The sequence below is a fragment of the Herbaspirillum sp. WTB6 genome (assembly GCF_057457785.1).
The window spans coordinates 248,213-263,656 of record NZ_CP176522.1 but is presented as its reverse complement, the minus strand read 5'-3'; the positions used below and the strand labels follow the sequence as shown (position 1 = coordinate 263,656).

Sequence of the window (15,444 nt, the reverse complement as noted above, 5' to 3'; positions counted from 1 at the left end):
TCACGCAATTTTTTCTCAGGAGTCAGAATCCAATGAAAACCTATCAGCGCTTGGTACTCGCATCCCGCCCTCAGGGCGAAGTTCAGCCGTCCAACTTCCGGCTGGAAACCGTACCGGTGCCGGCCTTGGCCGATGGCCAGGTGCTGGTGCGCAATCATTTCCTCTCGCTCGATCCCTACATGCGCATGCGCATGGACGACGCCAAGAGCTATGCGGCGCCGCAGGCGCTGGGCGAGGTGATGATCGGCGGCACGGTGGGCGAGATCGTCGAATCGAGAGACCCGAAATTCACGGTCGGCGACCAGGTGGTTGGCATGCTCGGCTGGTCGGAAATGGGCGTCTCCGACGGCACGTTGCTGCGCAAGGTGGATACCACGCATATTCCGCTATCGGCCTATCTGGGTGCGGTCGGCATGCCGGGCATGACCGCCTGGTACGGACTGACGCAGATCATGCAGCCGAAGCCGGGTGAAACCATCGTGGTGTCGGCGGCCAGCGGCGCGGTCGGCAGCGTGGTCGGTCAACTGGCGAGACAGCGCGGCTGCCGTGCGGTCGGCATCGCCGGCGGTGCGGACAAATGCGCGTATGTGGTGAACGAACTCGGCTTCGATGCCTGCGTCGATTACAAGGCGGGCAACCTGGAGGCCGATCTGGCGGCAGCGACGCCGGACGGCGTCGATGCCGTCTTCGAAAACGTCGGCGGCAAGGTGTTCGATGCGGCGCTGGCGCGCATGAACCCGTTCGGACGCATCGCGCTGTGCGGCCTGATCTCCGGCTACGACGGCCAGCCGGCGCCGATCAACAACGTGCGCGCGTTCCTGGCGATGCGGCTCTCGATGCGCGGCTTCATCATCTCCGAACATATGGACTTGTGGCCGCAAGGCTTGAAGGAACTCGGCATGGCGGTGGCCGGCGGCAAGCTGAAATTCCGCGAATCGGTGGCGCAGGGCCTGGAGGCGGCGCCGGAAGCCTTCATTGGCCTGCTCAAGGGCAGGAATTTCGGCAAGCAACTGGTCAAGCTGATCTAGACGCACGCGGCATTCCAACAAAAAGTTCAGGGGACGATATGAAAGAGTTTCAAGGCAAGGTCGCGGTCATTACGGGCGGCGCCAGCGGCTTCGGTCATGAATTTGCCAGGATCGGCGCCCGGCTCGGCATGAAGCTGGTGCTGGCCGACGTCCAGCAGGATGCGCTGGAGCGCGTCAAGGCCGAGCTGGAAGCGCAGGGCGCACAAGTGCTGGCGATGCGCTGCGACGTGCGCCGCGCGGCCGAGGTGCAGGCGCTGGCGGATGCCGCCATGCTTCGCTTCGGCGCGGTGCATCTGGTGTTCAACAACGCCGGCGTCGGCTCCGGCGGGCTGCTTTGGGAAAACACCGAAGCCGACTGGGAGTGGGTGCTGGGCGTCAACCTGTGGGGCGTGATTCACGGCGTGCGGATCTTCACGCCGCTGATGCTGGAGTGCGCGAAAAAGGACCCATCGTACCAGGGGCATATCGTCAATACGGCATCGATGGCGGGGCTTTTGAACGCGCCGACGATGGGCGTCTACAACGTCTCCAAGCATGCGGTGGTGTCGCTGTCGGAAACGCTGTATCACGATCTGCAGCTGGTGGAAGCGCCGATTGGCGCCTCGGTGCTGTGCCCGTATTTCGTGCCGACCGGCATCAGCCAGTCGCACCGCAACCGGCCCGGCGATGTCCAGAACGCGACCAAGCCGACCACCAGCCAACTGGCGGCGCAAGCGATGTCGGACAAGGCGGTGTCGTCCGGCAAGGTGACGGCGCAGCAGGTTGCCGAATCGACCTTCGAGGCCATCGGCAACGGGCAGTTTTACATCTTTTCGCATCCGGGCGCGCTCGGCAACGTGCAAACCCGGATGGAAGACATCGTGCAGCAACGCAATCCAAGCGATCCCTATGCGGCGACCCCGCAGGTGCGCCAGATGCTGCGCGAGAAGCTCAAGGGCTGACAGGGTCACTTCGATCGAAAGGAGTGGCGATGGGTACTGCTGCGATTCAAAGCGATCAATTTGCAACGCTGGCCAACGGGACGCGCCTGCATTACGCCAGTGCGGGCGCGCAGGGAAGGCTGCTGCTGCTGTTCGTGCATGGCTTTCCGGAATTCTGGTACGAGTGGCAGGAGCAACTGGCCGAGTTTGGCGCCGATCATTTCGCGGTGGCGCCCGATCTGCGTGGCTTCAACCTGTCTGACATGCCGGCCGATCTGGCGGCCTACAAGGCGCGCCATATCGTCGACGACCTGCGCTTGCTGGCGGCGCATCTGGGCTATGAGAAATTCGTGCTGGTAGCGCATGACTGGGGCGGGGCGATCGCCTGGAACCTGGCGATCGCGTGGCCGCAACTGCTGCGGCAACTGATCATCATCAATTCCCCGCATCCCTACCTGTTCATGCGCGCGCTGGCGACCGATCCGCAGCAGAAGGCGGCCAGCCAATACATGAACTGGCTGCGCGCGGAAGGCTCGGAAGCCGCGCTGGCGAAAAACGATTTCGCATTGATGGATGGCTTCTTTGGCGGCATGGGCCAGCCGCCGGCGACCTGGTTTACCAACGAAATCCGGGCCCGTTATCACGCTTCCTGGGCGCGCGGCTTGCGCGGCGGCGTCAACTACTATCGGGCCTCGCCGTTGCATCCGCCCACCGAAAACCATGCCGGGCCGTTGAAGCTGGATCTGAATCCGGCGGATTTTCGCGTCACGGTGCCGACCCGCGTCATCTGGGGCGAGCGCGACGTCGCACTGCCGGCCAGCCTGCTGGATGGACTGGAGCAACTGGTTCCCGATCTGCAAATCGTGCGTATCCCCGATGGCAGCCATTGGGTAATCCATGAGCAACCGCAGCGTATCAACCAACTGATTCGCGGTTTTCTGGCCAAGGCGGACAGGCCGGAATAGGCAGGCGTGATGCTCTCGGTCGCTGGCCGGGCGAACTTTTGCGGGGCTGACGCTTCTTACCGACAGTAAGGGCGTTTCTGCAGGTCTTCGCCCATTCGCCGTCGGGGTGTCGGCAAGCGCCTCGTTTTCGTTCATCAGGCAGAAGGAGGTTTCCATGCCAGCTAGCAGGAAAGCAGCAGCGCGCCCGGCGCCCGTCGCGCCAACCAATCCACCGCCGGCAATCGATGCCGCACTGCATGAAGAACAAGTGCTGGACGAGGCGCTGGAAGAGACCTTCCCCGCCAGCGATCCGGTGGCTGAACTGGAGAGTCATGCCGGACTCAGCGCCGGCGAAATGGTGAAGGAAACCCTGCTCGACGATGCGCTTGAATTCACTTTTCCCGCTAGCGACCCGCTTTCGGTGTCCTCCGGCTATCCGCGCATCAAATCGGCCCCCGATCTGGCGCCAGCCAAGGTCGACCATCAGGTCAATCCGATCCCGGCCAAAACCCACTGACGGCCCGGGGGCGCCGCGTGTGGTTGGCACCTCGCCGCCGCCAGCACTTTACCGGATAATGACGGTTTTCCATCATTCCATCGTTTGCTCATGGCTCGAGAAGATTTTGCCTTTTTCCATCCGTTGCGCGTACGCTGGGCCGAAGTCGACATGCAGGCGATCGTTTTCAATGGCCACTACCTGACTTATTTCGATGTCGCGTTTACCGAATACTGGCGCGCCTTGGGCCTGACCAATGTGCAGGAACAGGCGCGGCAGGGGCAGGAAATGTTTGCGCGTAAGGCCAGCATCGATTACCTGGCGCCGGCGCGTTTCGATGACGAACTCGAGATCGGCGTGCGCTGTGCCGGCTTCGGGCGCTCGTCGGTCCGCTTCGTGCTGGAGATTCATCGCGGCGACGAGCATCTGATCAGCGGCGAACTGCTGTACGTCTACGCCGATACCACGATCCGCAAGGGAGTGCCGTTGCCGGACGCCTGGCGCGAGCGCATCAACGGGTTCGAACGGCTGGCGCCGGCGGTGCAATGAAATTCCAGCTTACCCTGGGCAATTGGCAGCAACAGCGCGCGGCCGCGCTGGCGGTGCGGGTGCAGGTATTCGTGCACGAACAGAAGGTTCCGCTTGAAGAGGAAGCCGACGAGATGGATGCGCTCAGCCTGCATGCGGTCGCCCGCAACGAGGATGGAGCGCCAATCGGCACCGGGCGCCTGCTGCCGGATGGCCACATCGGCCGCATGGCGGTTCTGATGGAGCTGCGCGGCGGTGGCGTGGGCGCCGCGATTCTGCAGGCGCTGATGGAGCGCGCCAGGCAGCGCGGTGACCGCACGGTGCAGCTGCGCGCCCAGGTTGCGGTCGAGGGATTCTATCGGCGTTTCGGTTTTGTGCGCTGCGGCGGGGAGTTTACCGAGGTCGGCATTCTGCATGTGCCGATGCAGCACCGGTTTTAGCGCACGATGCGCTCGCGCAGTACCGGCGCCCGATCGGCATACAGTTGCACCAGGGTCGACGAGCGCGTGCCATAGGTCGGCGATTCGATGCAAACCGCCGATAGCACGCGCTCCAGTTCGAGGCTGACACCGGTCGCCGGCAAGCGGCAGTCGCCGGCCTGGGTGGTGTCAGTCAACATTTCAAAATAGGCATCGGCCGGCGCGCCCTGGCACAACAGACTGGCAAACTGCGCCTTGGTCCGGACCACCTTGGGCCACGGCGTATCCAGCGAATCGTTGGACAGCCCGTAGATGCCGCGCGGTAGCGGCTGGCCGTTGCGGGCATCGCCGTTGCCGGCATTGGAAAACCAGAGCAGGGTGTCGCGGTCGCCGACGATCAGGTTGAAGCCGTTATAGGCATCGCCACGCTTGCGCAGCATGGCCACATAGTCCTGCGCCGAAGCGTTGCCGATCAGGTAATCGGCCACCAGCGCTCCGCGCGACGGCGCCTCGGCTCGCTGCCTGGCCGGCGCCCGGACATTGGTGAGGGCCGCAAAGCGGCCACCGCGCGTGATGCCCATCCAACTGCCGCCGCCGCGCAGATCGCGGCCGCCATACACCTGCGGATGATCATCCCACCAGCCCGCCGGCTGGCTCGGGCGCTCGTAAAATTCATCGCGATTGGCCGCCGCCACCAGCGGCATGCCGGGCACCACCTGCCAGGCGAAGACGATCAGACACATGATGCGCAATCCGGAAAATAATCCATACGACGTCCATCCTCCATCAACGGGTATCGATGCGCTGGCCGTCTGGATGCCGGCTCGCGCCTGTGGTCAGGCATTGCTGACATTCTTCCCCGGCTTCGGCAAACAAGCATTCACTGGGAGTATGTCTTTAAACTAGGTTTTTTCGCTACAAAAATATGCTACATTAAAAAATACAACGGTCAGTATGTCATAACGTAGGCGATGTGCCGGAATCAGCGCGCGGCCGCCGCCGGTTCCGGCAGCGCATACGGCAAGGTGCCGATCGCCAGTCGCGGACCGTCGGCGCCACCCAGATGAATCGAACCGTTCTCCAGCGCCGCCAGCTTCAGCTCGACCAGGCACTCCATCCGTTGTGCCGTGCTGTGCTCGGCGTTGACGATCATGCCGCACGGCTGACTTGGGTCGGTGCTGGAAAACACTTCCATTCCGGCCCGCGCCTCCAGGCTCGCGACCGAAGCCGGCAGCATGCGGCGCTTGAGTTTTCCCAGATACTGGCTGCGCGCCACGATTTCCTGCCCGGGATAACAGCCTTTCCTGAAGCTGACGCCGCCGATCGCTTCGTAGTTGATCATCTGCGGCACGAACTGCTCCTGCGTCGCAGGCGTGATTTGTGGCACGCCGGCCTGGATCTCGGTCAGGCGCCAGGCGGGCGCTCCGGCCGGCGCCAGGTGCCTGGCCAGCAGTGGCCAGGCTTCGCGCGCGCGCTGGGCGTCGGTGATCCACTGATAGCGCGGTCGCTCGGCTACATCGGCGAGGCGGATCAAGGTGCCGGCAGCGGACTGTGCCAACGCATAGGGAACATCCGGCAACTGCGGGAACCAGTTGCGCAATGCCGCATCGGCCTCGGCGCCAGCCAGGCCTAGGGCTACGTGCCGTTCACTGGCGTCGGTCAGCTTGACCTTGGCGCGCAACACGAACATCTGCAATCGTTTTTGCAGCGGCGCCAGCAGCGGGCGCGGCACTTGCAGCAGGATGGACTCGCCCGAGCGCCAGATCAGCAGCGTCGCCAGCAGCCGCCCCTTGGGCGTGCAGTAGCCGGCCAGCCGCGCCTCGGCGGTGCCGAGGTGCTCGACATCGTTGGTCAACTGATTGTGCAGGAAATGGGCCGCTTCGTCGCCAGTGGCCGCAATCAGGCCGAGGTGGTTGAGCGGCGCAAAGAAATCGTGGTCGATTGTTGTGCTGTCCGTATTGTCCGCGCCCCCAAAACGCAGCACGTCCGGGCTGGCGTCGGCATCCGGATCCGCGCCAAACAGCGCCCCTTGCTGGGTCAAAAACTGCAACCATTGATTCATCGTGTCCGTCATATAAAGTAGGGCAGAGCGTGCGCCAGCCATTATCATTACGGGTTGATTATAGTGATGCCAGAAAAACGCGTCGGATGATGCGTGGAAACCAGCTCCGGGTCCGAACTTGCTAAAGAAACTGTTTGCCTACTGTGTGGTTTTGCTGGTCTCGGCAGCGCTTGCCGCGGCCTTCTGGGCGCACCACCCCATCCTCGGCGACGGCCAGGCGCCGCTGCCATTTACGATCCAGCCGGGCAGCAGCCTCGGCAGCAGCGCGCAGCAGCTGGTCGATGCCGGCGTGCCGCTCAATCCCACCATGCTGGTGTTGCTGGCCAGGCTCAGCGGCATGAGTTCCCGCATCAAGGCCGGCAGCTATGAACTGAAACCGGGGGTGACGCCGCAGGAATTGCTGCGCCAACTGGAGCGCGGCGAGTTCGCGCAGGAGGCGCTGGTCATCATCGAAGGCTGGAGTTTCAAGCAGATGCGCCAGGCCGTGGCGCAGCATCCGGCCTTGAAACACGACACCGTTGCCTGGTCGGACAGCGAGCTGATGGCAAAAATCACCACCGATTACAGTGCCCCGGAAGGGCTGTTTTTTCCCGATACCTATCTGTTCGCGAAGGGCGCCAGCGACTTGCAGATCTACAAACAGGCTTACGCGCTGCTGCAGAAGCGCCTGAACGAAGCCTGGGCCGGGCGCGACGCCGGCTTGCCGTACAAGACGCCGTACGAAGCGCTGATCATGGCCTCGATCGTGGAAAAGGAAACTGGCCAGAAAGCCGAGCGCGACCTGATCGCCGGCGTCTTCATCAATCGCCTGAAAATCGGCATGCTGCTGCAAACCGATCCGACCGTGATCTATGGCATGGGCGAGCGCTACCAGGGCAATATCCGCAAGCGCGACCTGGAAACCGATACCCCCTACAATACCTACACCCGGCGCGGCATGCCGCCGACGCCGATCGCCTTGCCCGGTGCCGCCTCGCTGGCGGCGGCGCTGCATCCGGCCAAGACCGACGCGCTGTATTTCGTTGCGCGCGGCGATGGCAGCAGTCATTTTTCCAGCAATCTCGGCGAGCACAACTCCGCCGTCAACAAATACCAGCGATGAGCACGGCTCGTGCTGCCGCATCATCCGGAAAGGCTTGCGTTGACAGGTAAATTCATCACTTTTGAAGGCATCGATGGCGCCGGCAAATCGACCCACATCGAATTCGTCGCCAATCTGCTGCGCGCGCGCGGCATCACCGTCGTCACCACGCGCGAACCGGGCGGCACCGTCCTGGGCGAACGCTTGCGCGAGTTGCTGCTGCATCAGGAAATGCATCTGGAGACCGAGGCGCTGCTGATGTTCGCCGCCCGCCGCGAGCATTTGGCGCAGGTGATCGAACCGGCGCTGGCGCGCGGCGACTGGGTGATCTCGGATCGCTTCACCGATGCCAGCTTCGCCTACCAGGGCGGCGGCCGCAAACTGGCGCGCGGCAAGCTGGAGGCGCTGGAGCAATGGGTGCATCCGCACCTGCAGCCGGACTTGACGCTGTTGTTCGACGTGCCGCTGGAAGTGGCGCGCGCGCGCCTCGCTGCCAGCCGCGCGCCCGACAAGTTCGAGCAGGAGCGGGCTGAATTCTTTGCCGCCACGCGCACTGAATATCTGCGCCGCGCGGCGGAATTCGCGGGTCGTTTCCGGGTAATCGATGCTACCCGGCCCGTTACCGAAGTTCAGAAAGAACTTGAGAATATCATCGCAAGCATTTGAATATAAATAATATTATTAATAGTTATATTTTGCTTTAAATGTCGGATCTAAGCATCTGAATTTCATGAATAATTCGATTTTTCCCTGGCAAATTGATAGCTGGCGGCAACTGCAGCAACTGGCGGCGCGGCTGCCGCACGCGATCCTGTTTCACGGCGCCGAGGGAGTCGGCAAAACCCTCTTTGCCGAGCGCTTCGCGCAAGCGCTGCTGTGCGATGCACGCGCCGCCGATGGCCAGGCTTGCGGCGAGTGCGCTTCCTGCGGTTGGTTTGCCCAGGCCAACCATCCGGATTTTCGCTGCGTGCGACCGGAGGCGCTGGAAACGGCGCGCGCCGAGGATGCCGAAGACGGCGACGACGGCGCCAGGAAAGGCGCCAAGGCAAACAGGGCGCCGTCAAAGGAAATCCGTATCGATCAGATTCGCGAACTGGCCGATTTCATGAATCTCTCGACCCATCGGCACGGCTTGCGCGTGGTCCTGCTGTATCCGGCCGAAGCGCTGAACGCGCCGGCCGCGAATGCCTTGCTGAAAACCCTGGAAGAGCCGCCGCCCGGCACGGTGTTCCTGCTGGTGACGCACAATCCGGACCGCCTGTTGCCGACCATCCTGTCGCGTTGCCGCAAGTTTGCGCTGGGCTTGCCGAGCCGGCAGCAGGCCTTGTCCTGGCTGCAGCAGCAGAACGTCGCCGAGGCCGAAGTCTGGCTGGCCGAGCAGGGCGGTGCGCCGCTGGCGGCGCTGGCCGCGGTCGGGGGCGAGTGCGACATGCTGGATGGATTTCTGCGTCAACTGGCGCGACCCGCGACCGAGGACGCCCTGAAGACCGCCGAAGCGCTGCAAAAAACGCCACTGGCGGAGCCGGTCGCCTGGCTGCAGCGTTGGTTGTATGATCTGCTTTCGATGAAGATGGCTGGCGTGATTCGCTACTATCCGCGCTACCGCAAGGAACTGGCGGCGCTCGCCGGCCGGGCCGAAACCGGCGCCTTGCTGCGGGTTCTGAAGAGCGCCGGCGAGCGCGGCGCGATCGCCGGCCACCCGCTGGCGCCGCGCCTGTTCCTCGAAGACATGTTGCTCGAATACGCCACGCTATTTCCTGAAGGAGCATGATGACCGATCTTTCCAATGCATCCAGCCCCGCCGCCGGCCATGCAGCCGGGGTGCGGCCCTCGGTGCTGTCGCTGGCAATCAAGGAAAAATCCGGACTGCATTCGGCCTACATGCCTTTCCTGATGCATGGCGGGCTGTTTGTGCCGACCAACAAGCAGTACCAGTTGGGTGACGAAATTTATTTGATCCTCTCCCTGATGGACGATCCGGGCAAGTATCCGATTGCCGGCAAGGTTGCCTGGATCACCCCGGCCGGCGCCAACAACAACAAGATCCAGGGCATCGGCGTGCATTTTCCCGACGACGACAGCGGCCACCGCGTCAAGACGAGGATCGAGGAAATCCTCGGCACCGCGCTCGGCTCCAGCCGCCCCACGCATACCTTGTGAGTCGCCATGCCTGCCTGCCGTAAATACCGGCTATAGTATTTTAAAATCCGCCCTGTTTATGGCGGCTACTGGTTTAAATTTCGATATACTCCCGAAAAATACAAAGTCGGCTGGCGGCGGCCCGGAGGCTGCGCCGAGCGCCGGGGGCAAACGCGTACAATCCACACCATGTATATCGATTCTCATTGCCACATCAATTTCCCCGATCTGGCCGCGCGCCTGCCGGCCATTCTCGACAAGATGGCGCAAAACCAGGTCAGCCATGCGCTGTGCGTCGCCTGCGATTTGCCGGATTTTCCGCAAGTGCTTGAGTTGGCGGAAAAATATCCGAACATCTATGCCTCGGTCGGGGTTCATCCTGACTACGAAGATACGCCGGAGCCGACGGTGGCCGAGTTGGTGCGCCTGTCGCAGCATCCGAAGATCGTTGCGATTGGCGAGACCGGGCTTGATTATTTCCGCCTGCAAGGCGACCTGGAGTGGCAGCGCGAACGCTTTCGCACCCATATCCGCGCCTCGCGCGTAACCGGCAAGCCGCTAATCATTCACACCCGCGCCGCGGCGGAAGACACGATCCGCATCATGCGCGAAGAGGGCGCCGGTACCGACGCCGGCGGCGCGGGCGGCGTCATGCATTGCTTCACCGAGTCGTTGCAGGTGGCCGAGGCGGCAATGGACATGGGATTTTATATTTCGTTTTCCGGCATCGTCACCTTCAAGAGCGCGCGTGAGTTGCAGGCGGTGGCGCGCGCCGTACCGCTGGAGCGCATGCTGATCGAAACCGATTCACCCTATCTGGCGCCGGTACCGCATCGGGGCAAAATCAACGAGCCGGGATTGGTGAAGCACGTGGCGGAATTCCTAGCGCAACTGAAAGGCGTTTCTCTGGACCAGATCGCGTGCCACACGACCAATAATTTTTTCAATTTATTCAAGATCGTACGGCAGGAATCGGATGTTAAACATGAGAAATAAGTCGTCGACTTTTCCGCCGCGCCGGCGTTTCCTGCTGGGTGCTGCGGCGCTGTGCGCGGCTGGCCTCGCGCCACGACTCGCCGGCGCCGCCGCTTACGATGATTATTTCAAGGCGGTACGGTTCGACGATGTCGCGGCGGTGCGTTCGTTGTTGCAGCGCGGTATGGACCCGAATACGGTGGAGCAGGTGCGTGGCGAAAACGGCTTGATCGTGGCGCTGCGCGAAAAGGCGATGAAAGTGTTCCACCTGCTGCTGAACGCGCGCGACATCGATCTGGACGCACGCGCGAATAACGGCGATACGGCACTAATGATGGCCGCCTTTACCGGTAACAAGCCGGCGGTCGAAGCCTTGCTGGCGCGCGAGGCGCAGGTGAACCAGACCGGCTGGACCGCGCTGCACTATGCGGCTGCGGTCGGCAACAATGAGATCGTCCGCTTGCTGCTGGAGCAGCACGCCTACATCGATGCCGAATCGCCGAACAAGACCACGCCAATCATGATGGCGGCGCGCGACGGGCACATCCTGACCGTCAAGCTGCTGCTGGACGAGGGCGCCGATGCGACTCTGAAAAACGACCTGGGAATGACGGCGATCGACTTTGCCCGGCAGCATGGCAAGCAGGATATCGTCGATGGCCTGACTTATCGGCTGAAAAAAGCCGGCAAACTGTAGGCGCTCGGCCGCTCATTCCTCGAGCGGCGCCAGGTGAAGCTTGATCCGGTTCAGTTCAAACACGATTTTCCGGGAAAACCCCTGGCGCGTGCCGCGCTCGTCGATCAGCAGTTCATCCAGGTATTTCACACAGGCCGGCGGCGTCTCCCAGCGGTCGGCAATGTGGTTGATGATGCGCGGGTATTCCCGCGCCAGCGTCTTCGGCAGCAGTTCGCGCGGCAGGCTGAACAGCCATCTGACCGCATGATCGGTCAGCACCATGCTCTTCGGATTTTCGGGGCGGCGAAACTGCGTCCAGTTCACCTCGGCCTTGGGCTTGTCGGCGTCCAGGACGGCCTTGGCCTCCGGTAGCGATACCTTTTCAAACGGGATGTGTTCCATCAATTTCCGCCTTGCTGGTGGTGCTGCACGGCACTCGCACGTGCTTCCAGGATCACGACTTCATTCCGGACGGCAACGGGAATGCATCAGGCAAGAATATCGTACTCGACTGGGTACTGCAAATTTCGGGCGCCGCGCCGGGATGGAACTTAAGCATTTTTTCTTATTCCTATAACAAGGCTGCCGACGACATTGGCGTTGGATTGCAACCGGGCTGTTCCACTTCACTCCCAGGAGGAAAAATGAATTTCATCATATGGATCGTGGTTGGGGGCATTATCGGCTGGCTGGCGAGTTTGGTGATGAAAACCGATGCTCAGCAAGGCTTGATCATGAACGTCGTGGTCGGCGTGATCGGAGCATTGCTGAGTGGCTGGATCATCGCCCCCTTGCTTGGCACCGGCACCATCAACCAGAACGATTTCAGTCTTGGCGCTTTGCTGGCCTCGTTCCTCGGGGCCGTGGTGTTGCTGGCGATCGTTAATCTGTTCCGTCGCGGCAGCCCGCGCTAGGCAGTTGTTGGCAGCAAAATGAGCCGGGTTCGCGTTGAGCGGACCCGCAATCCCATATTTTTTTCGAGTGGAGTACAAACGCGATGAATGACACCTCCATCTCCGGGCCGAACGGGCAGGGCCTCGAGAGAACCGTCGATCAAGCTAGTACCAGCGCGCATGAAAAAATCGAGCGGGTAGCCGGAGCGCTGCATCCGGGTGTGGAGCGACTGACAGTCGGTGCGCATCAGGCAGTGGACCGCCTGGCCAGCGCCGCCACCCAGGCCGGCCACACATTGGACGCAAAGGGCGCGCAACTGAAGGATCTGCAGCAAAAGCTGACCGAAGATTGTCGCACTTATGTGCGCGAAAAGCCGGTAACGGCGCTGGCGATCGCGGCGGCGGGCGGTTTCCTGGTGAGCCTCCTGCTGCGGCGCTAGCGGTGGTCGCCGCCGGGCAAAGCGGGTTGCATTCAATGACAGCCGCCGCCATGACTGCCAAGCTTGCGCGGCGCTTCGTGCTCAGGTTGCGCCAGGCCTTGCAGGATTCCGCAGTCCCTGACCGCCTGCGCCTGGTGGCAGGTTGCGCGTAGCTGCTGCAGTTGGGCTTGTAGCATTGTCAATTCCTGAATGCGGTCGGCGACGTGTTCGATGTGCTTGTCGAGCAGCAGGTTGATCTCGCCGCAGTTTGCTTCGGGCTCGTCGCCGAATTTCAGCAGGCTGCGAATTTCGCCCAGAGTCATGTCGAGCGCGCGGCAATGGCGGATGAACTGCAGCCGCTCGACGTGCGCGTCGTCGTACAACCGATAGTTTCCCTCTGAGCGCGGCGGCACCGGCAACAAGCCCTCGCGTTCGTAATAGCGAATGGTTTCCACCAGGCAGCCGGTGCGCTTGGCCAGTTCGCCTATCTTCAAACGATCCATCTTTGCGGCTCCTTGGTTTTCCGGAAATAGCGGTTGACTCTGTACTTGCTACAGGGTCTTTAATACGACTATAGCCGATACAAGGAGTTGCAATGAACCATCACCATGACGACCACTGCTGCGCCGCGCCGCCGCTGGCATCCTGCGGGTTGAACCAGCCGATGACGGGAGCGCAGCAGTTGTTGCTGCGAATCGAGAACATGGACTGCCCGACCGAAGAATCGCTGATTCGCAACCGGCTGGCGTCGATGGCAGGGATCGTCCAGCTCGATTTCAACCTGCTGCAGCGCCAGTTGCGCGTCGCCCACACGCTGCCTGACGCGGCGCCGATCCATGCAGCGCTGCGGGCGCTGGATATGCAAGCGACGGTGCTGGCGGACGCCAGCGCACCGGCGGCCGCGCCGACACGGCCGCGCCGCCAGTGGTGGCGGCTCGGCATCGCTACCGGTGCCGCGCTGCTGGCGGAAATCCTGGCCTGGACGCTAGGTGATGAAGGTTCCTGGCCGGTGATCGGACTGGCGCTGCTGGCGCTTGGCGCGAGCAGCGCCGGTACCTACCGCAAGGGCTGGATCGCACTGAAAAACCGCAACCTGAACATCAATGCGTTGATGACGGTCGCCGTCACCGGCGCGCTGGTGCTTGGCCAATGGCCGGAAGCGGCAATGGTGATGGTGCTGTTTACGCTGGCGGAAAAGATCGAAGCGCATTCGCTGCAGCGCGCGCGGCATGCGATCGAGGGTTTGATGGCGTTGGCGCCGTCGCAAGCCACCGTGCTGCAGCCGGATGGCGCCTGGCGCGCGGTGGCGGTCGGCGTCGTCACGCCGGGAGCGCTGGCGCGCGTCGCGCCCGGCGAACGGGTGGCGCTGGACGGCGTGCTGACCGCCGGCCAATCGACGCTGAACCAGGCGCCGCTTACCGGCGAAAGCCTGCCGATAGAGAAAACCGTGGGCGACCCGGTGTTCGCCGGCAGCATCAACCAGGCTGGCTCGTTCGAATACCGCGTCACCGCCGCCGCCAGCGATTCGACGCTGGCGCGCATCATCCATGCGGTGGAGCAGGCGCAAAGCAGGCGCGCGCCGACCCAGCGCTTTGTCGACCGCTTCGCGCGGATGTATACGCCGCTCGTGCTGTTGCTGGCGCTGGGTGTGGCGTTGGTGACGCCGCTGGCGTTTGGCCTTGCCTGGAGCGAGGCTTTTTATCAGGCACTGGTGCTGCTGGTGATCGCCTGCCCGTGCGCGCTGGTGGTGTCGACTCCGGTCACCATCGTCAGCGCGCTGGCAGCGGCAGCCGGGCGCGGCATACTGATCAAGGGCGGCGTGTATCTGGAGCAGGGTAAGGACATTCGCGTACTGGCACTGGATAAGACCGGCACCCTCACGCATGGCCGGCCGTTGCTGACCGATATCGTGCCGCTGGCGGCCGATGCGGCGCAAGGCTTGCGGTTGGCAGCGGCACTGACCGCGCGCTCCGACCACCCGGTGTCGCTGGCAATCAACGCCCATTGGCAGGCGCAGGGCAGGGCTGATGCGCCGGCAGTCAGCGGCTTTGAGGCGCTGATCGGGCGCGGTGTGCAGGGAGAAGTGGCGGGGCGCCGCTATTACCTTGGCAATCACCGGCTGGTGGAGCAGCTCGGCATCTGCAACGCCGCCACCGACGCGGCGCTGGGCCGGATCGAGGCGCAGGGCAAGACGGCGGTCGTGCTGTGCGACGAGTTTGCACCGCTGGCGGTGATTGGCGTGGCCGATACCGTGCGCGTCGGCAGCCGGCAGGCGATCGCCGAACTGCATGCGCTGGGCGTGCGTACCGTGATGCTGACCGGCGACAATGTGCTGACCGCGCGCACGATTGCCGAGCAGGTTGGGATCGACGATGCGCGCGGCGAACTGCTGCCGGAGGACAAGCTGACGGCGATCCAGGAATTGCTGGCGCAGTACGGTACGGTCGGCATGGCCGGCGACGGCATCAACGACGCGCCGGCGCTGGCGCAGGCCAGCATCGGCTTCGCGATGGGTGCCGCCGGCAGCGATACCGCGCTGGAAACCGCCGACGTGGCGCTGATGAATGACGATCTGCGCAAATTGCCGGCCTTCATTCGCCTGAGCCGCCGCACCGCGGTCGTGCTCAAGCAAAACATCGCGCTGGCGCTGGGCATCAAAACGATCTTCCTGCTGCTGGCCTTGTTCGGCATGGCGACGCTCTGGATGGCGGTGTTCGCCGACATGGGGGCGAGTCTGCTGGTGGTGTTCAACGGCCTGCGGCTGCTGCGTGGCGCCCCGCCGGCCGCCGAGGGTATACGGCCCATGCGCGAGGCAAGGCATTCGGTGGCCGGCGCCTGAGCCTTCTCCATTCGGCTTTCCAATT

Annotated in this window: 20 protein-coding genes; 16 read left to right on the top strand and 4 right to left on the bottom strand. The window is 63.1% G+C overall.

All coding sequences use genetic code 11. From position 1 onward, the window contains the following. Positions 1-32 precede the first annotated feature (32 nt). From ACK2VC_RS01200 to ACK2VC_RS01175, 6 genes are all read left to right on the top strand, one after another. Entirely contained in the window at positions 33-1,028 is a 996-nt protein-coding gene (locus ACK2VC_RS01200; protein WP_486731774.1) for an NADP-dependent oxidoreductase, read from the top strand. A gap of 38 nt (positions 1,029-1,066) precedes the next feature. Further along, the gene (locus ACK2VC_RS01195; RefSeq protein ID WP_486731773.1) at positions 1,067-1,969 is read left to right on the top strand and encodes an SDR family oxidoreductase; all 903 of its coding nucleotides are present in this window, start codon (positions 1,067-1,069) and stop codon (positions 1,967-1,969) included. Between the two features lie 29 nt (positions 1,970-1,998). Continuing rightward, positions 1,999-2,913, top strand: coding sequence for an alpha/beta fold hydrolase (locus ACK2VC_RS01190; protein WP_486731772.1), 915 nt, complete (start codon positions 1,999-2,001; stop codon positions 2,911-2,913). 154 nt (positions 2,914-3,067) lie between these two features. Next, a complete protein-coding gene (locus ACK2VC_RS01185; RefSeq protein ID WP_486731771.1) occupies positions 3,068-3,409 on the top strand; it encodes a hypothetical protein in 342 nt (113 codons plus the stop codon). 90 nt (positions 3,410-3,499) lie between these two features. Further along, positions 3,500-3,937: an acyl-CoA thioesterase gene (locus ACK2VC_RS01180; RefSeq protein WP_486731770.1), complete on the top strand. Its 438-nt coding sequence runs from the start codon at positions 3,500-3,502 to the stop codon at positions 3,935-3,937. Beyond that, positions 3,934-4,356, top strand: coding sequence for a GNAT family N-acetyltransferase (locus ACK2VC_RS01175; RefSeq protein ID WP_486731769.1), 423 nt, complete (start codon positions 3,934-3,936; stop codon positions 4,354-4,356). Before ACK2VC_RS01180 ends, ACK2VC_RS01175 begins: the two co-directional genes overlap by 4 nt. On the opposite strand, the gene ACK2VC_RS01170 is transcribed toward ACK2VC_RS01175, so the two are convergent. Continuing rightward, on the bottom strand, positions 4,353-5,078 hold the full coding sequence (locus tag ACK2VC_RS01170) for an NRDE family protein (RefSeq protein ID WP_486731768.1): 726 nt from the start codon (positions 5,076-5,078) through the stop codon (positions 4,353-4,355). The genes ACK2VC_RS01175 and ACK2VC_RS01170 overlap by 4 nt on opposite strands. Here ACK2VC_RS01170 and ACK2VC_RS01165 point away from each other — a divergent pair. Continuing rightward, positions 5,077-5,241, top strand: coding sequence for a hypothetical protein (locus ACK2VC_RS01165; protein WP_486731767.1), 165 nt, complete (start codon positions 5,077-5,079; stop codon positions 5,239-5,241). The two genes, ACK2VC_RS01170 and ACK2VC_RS01165, sit on opposite strands and share 2 nt — an antisense overlap. Positions 5,242-5,317: 76 nt before the next feature. Here the strand turns inward: ACK2VC_RS01165 and ygfZ are convergent, their stop codons facing one another. Beyond that, entirely contained in the window at positions 5,318-6,397 is a 1,080-nt protein-coding gene (ygfZ, locus tag ACK2VC_RS01160) for a CAF17-like 4Fe-4S cluster assembly/insertion protein YgfZ (protein ID WP_486731766.1), read from the bottom strand. 118 nt (positions 6,398-6,515) lie between these two features. Here ygfZ and mltG point away from each other — a divergent pair, with 118 nt between their 5' ends. From mltG to ACK2VC_RS01130, 6 genes are all read left to right on the top strand, one after another. Beyond that, positions 6,516-7,499 (top strand): endolytic transglycosylase MltG, encoded by a 984-nt coding sequence (gene mltG / locus ACK2VC_RS01155; protein WP_486731765.1) that lies wholly within the window; start codon positions 6,516-6,518, stop codon positions 7,497-7,499. Between the two features lie 39 nt (positions 7,500-7,538). Further along, on the top strand, positions 7,539-8,144 hold the full coding sequence (tmk, locus tag ACK2VC_RS01150; protein ID WP_486731764.1) for a dTMP kinase: 606 nt from the start codon (positions 7,539-7,541) through the stop codon (positions 8,142-8,144). A gap of 64 nt (positions 8,145-8,208) precedes the next feature. Then, positions 8,209-9,249 (top strand): DNA polymerase III subunit delta', encoded by a 1,041-nt coding sequence (locus ACK2VC_RS01145; RefSeq protein WP_486731763.1) that lies wholly within the window; start codon positions 8,209-8,211, stop codon positions 9,247-9,249. Then, complete coding sequence (locus ACK2VC_RS01140) at positions 9,249-9,638, top strand: PilZ domain-containing protein (protein ID WP_486733291.1); 390 nt, start codon at positions 9,249-9,251, stop codon at positions 9,636-9,638. Before ACK2VC_RS01145 ends, ACK2VC_RS01140 begins: the two co-directional genes overlap by 1 nt. Positions 9,639-9,806: 168 nt before the next feature. After that, positions 9,807-10,613 carry a TatD family hydrolase gene (locus ACK2VC_RS01135; RefSeq protein WP_486731762.1) on the top strand — a complete coding sequence of 269 codons (807 nt, stop codon included), beginning with the start codon at positions 9,807-9,809 and terminating at the stop codon, positions 10,611-10,613. Further along, positions 10,603-11,289: an ankyrin repeat domain-containing protein gene (locus ACK2VC_RS01130; RefSeq protein WP_486731761.1), complete on the top strand. Its 687-nt coding sequence runs from the start codon at positions 10,603-10,605 to the stop codon at positions 11,287-11,289. Before ACK2VC_RS01135 ends, ACK2VC_RS01130 begins: the two co-directional genes overlap by 11 nt. Positions 11,290-11,301: 12 nt before the next feature. Here ACK2VC_RS01130 and ACK2VC_RS01125 read toward each other — a convergent pair whose 3' ends face one another. Beyond that, positions 11,302-11,670: a hypothetical protein gene (locus ACK2VC_RS01125; protein WP_486731760.1), complete on the bottom strand. Its 369-nt coding sequence runs from the start codon at positions 11,668-11,670 to the stop codon at positions 11,302-11,304. Between the two features lie 17 nt (positions 11,671-11,687). Between ACK2VC_RS01125 and ACK2VC_RS01120 the strand changes: the two genes are divergently transcribed. Beyond that, on the top strand, positions 11,688-12,182 hold the full coding sequence (locus tag ACK2VC_RS01120; RefSeq protein WP_486733290.1) for a GlsB/YeaQ/YmgE family stress response membrane protein: 495 nt from the start codon (positions 11,688-11,690) through the stop codon (positions 12,180-12,182). Positions 12,183-12,265: 83 nt separating this feature from the next. After that, the gene (locus ACK2VC_RS01115; RefSeq protein ID WP_486731759.1) at positions 12,266-12,601 is read left to right on the top strand and encodes an ElaB/YgaM/YqjD family protein; all 336 of its coding nucleotides are present in this window, start codon (positions 12,266-12,268) and stop codon (positions 12,599-12,601) included. Positions 12,602-12,633: 32 nt separating this feature from the next. Here ACK2VC_RS01115 and cadR read toward each other — a convergent pair whose 3' ends face one another. Further along, positions 12,634-13,083 carry a Cd(II)/Pb(II)-responsive transcriptional regulator gene (gene cadR / locus ACK2VC_RS01110; protein ID WP_486731758.1) on the bottom strand — a complete coding sequence of 150 codons (450 nt, stop codon included), beginning with the start codon at positions 13,081-13,083 and terminating at the stop codon, positions 12,634-12,636. 92 nt (positions 13,084-13,175) lie between these two features. On the opposite strand from cadR, the gene ACK2VC_RS01105 reads away from it, so the two are divergent. Further along, the gene (locus tag ACK2VC_RS01105; protein ID WP_486731757.1) at positions 13,176-15,419 is read left to right on the top strand and encodes a heavy metal translocating P-type ATPase; all 2,244 of its coding nucleotides are present in this window, start codon (positions 13,176-13,178) and stop codon (positions 15,417-15,419) included. The last annotated feature ends 25 nt before the right edge of the window (positions 15,420-15,444 follow it).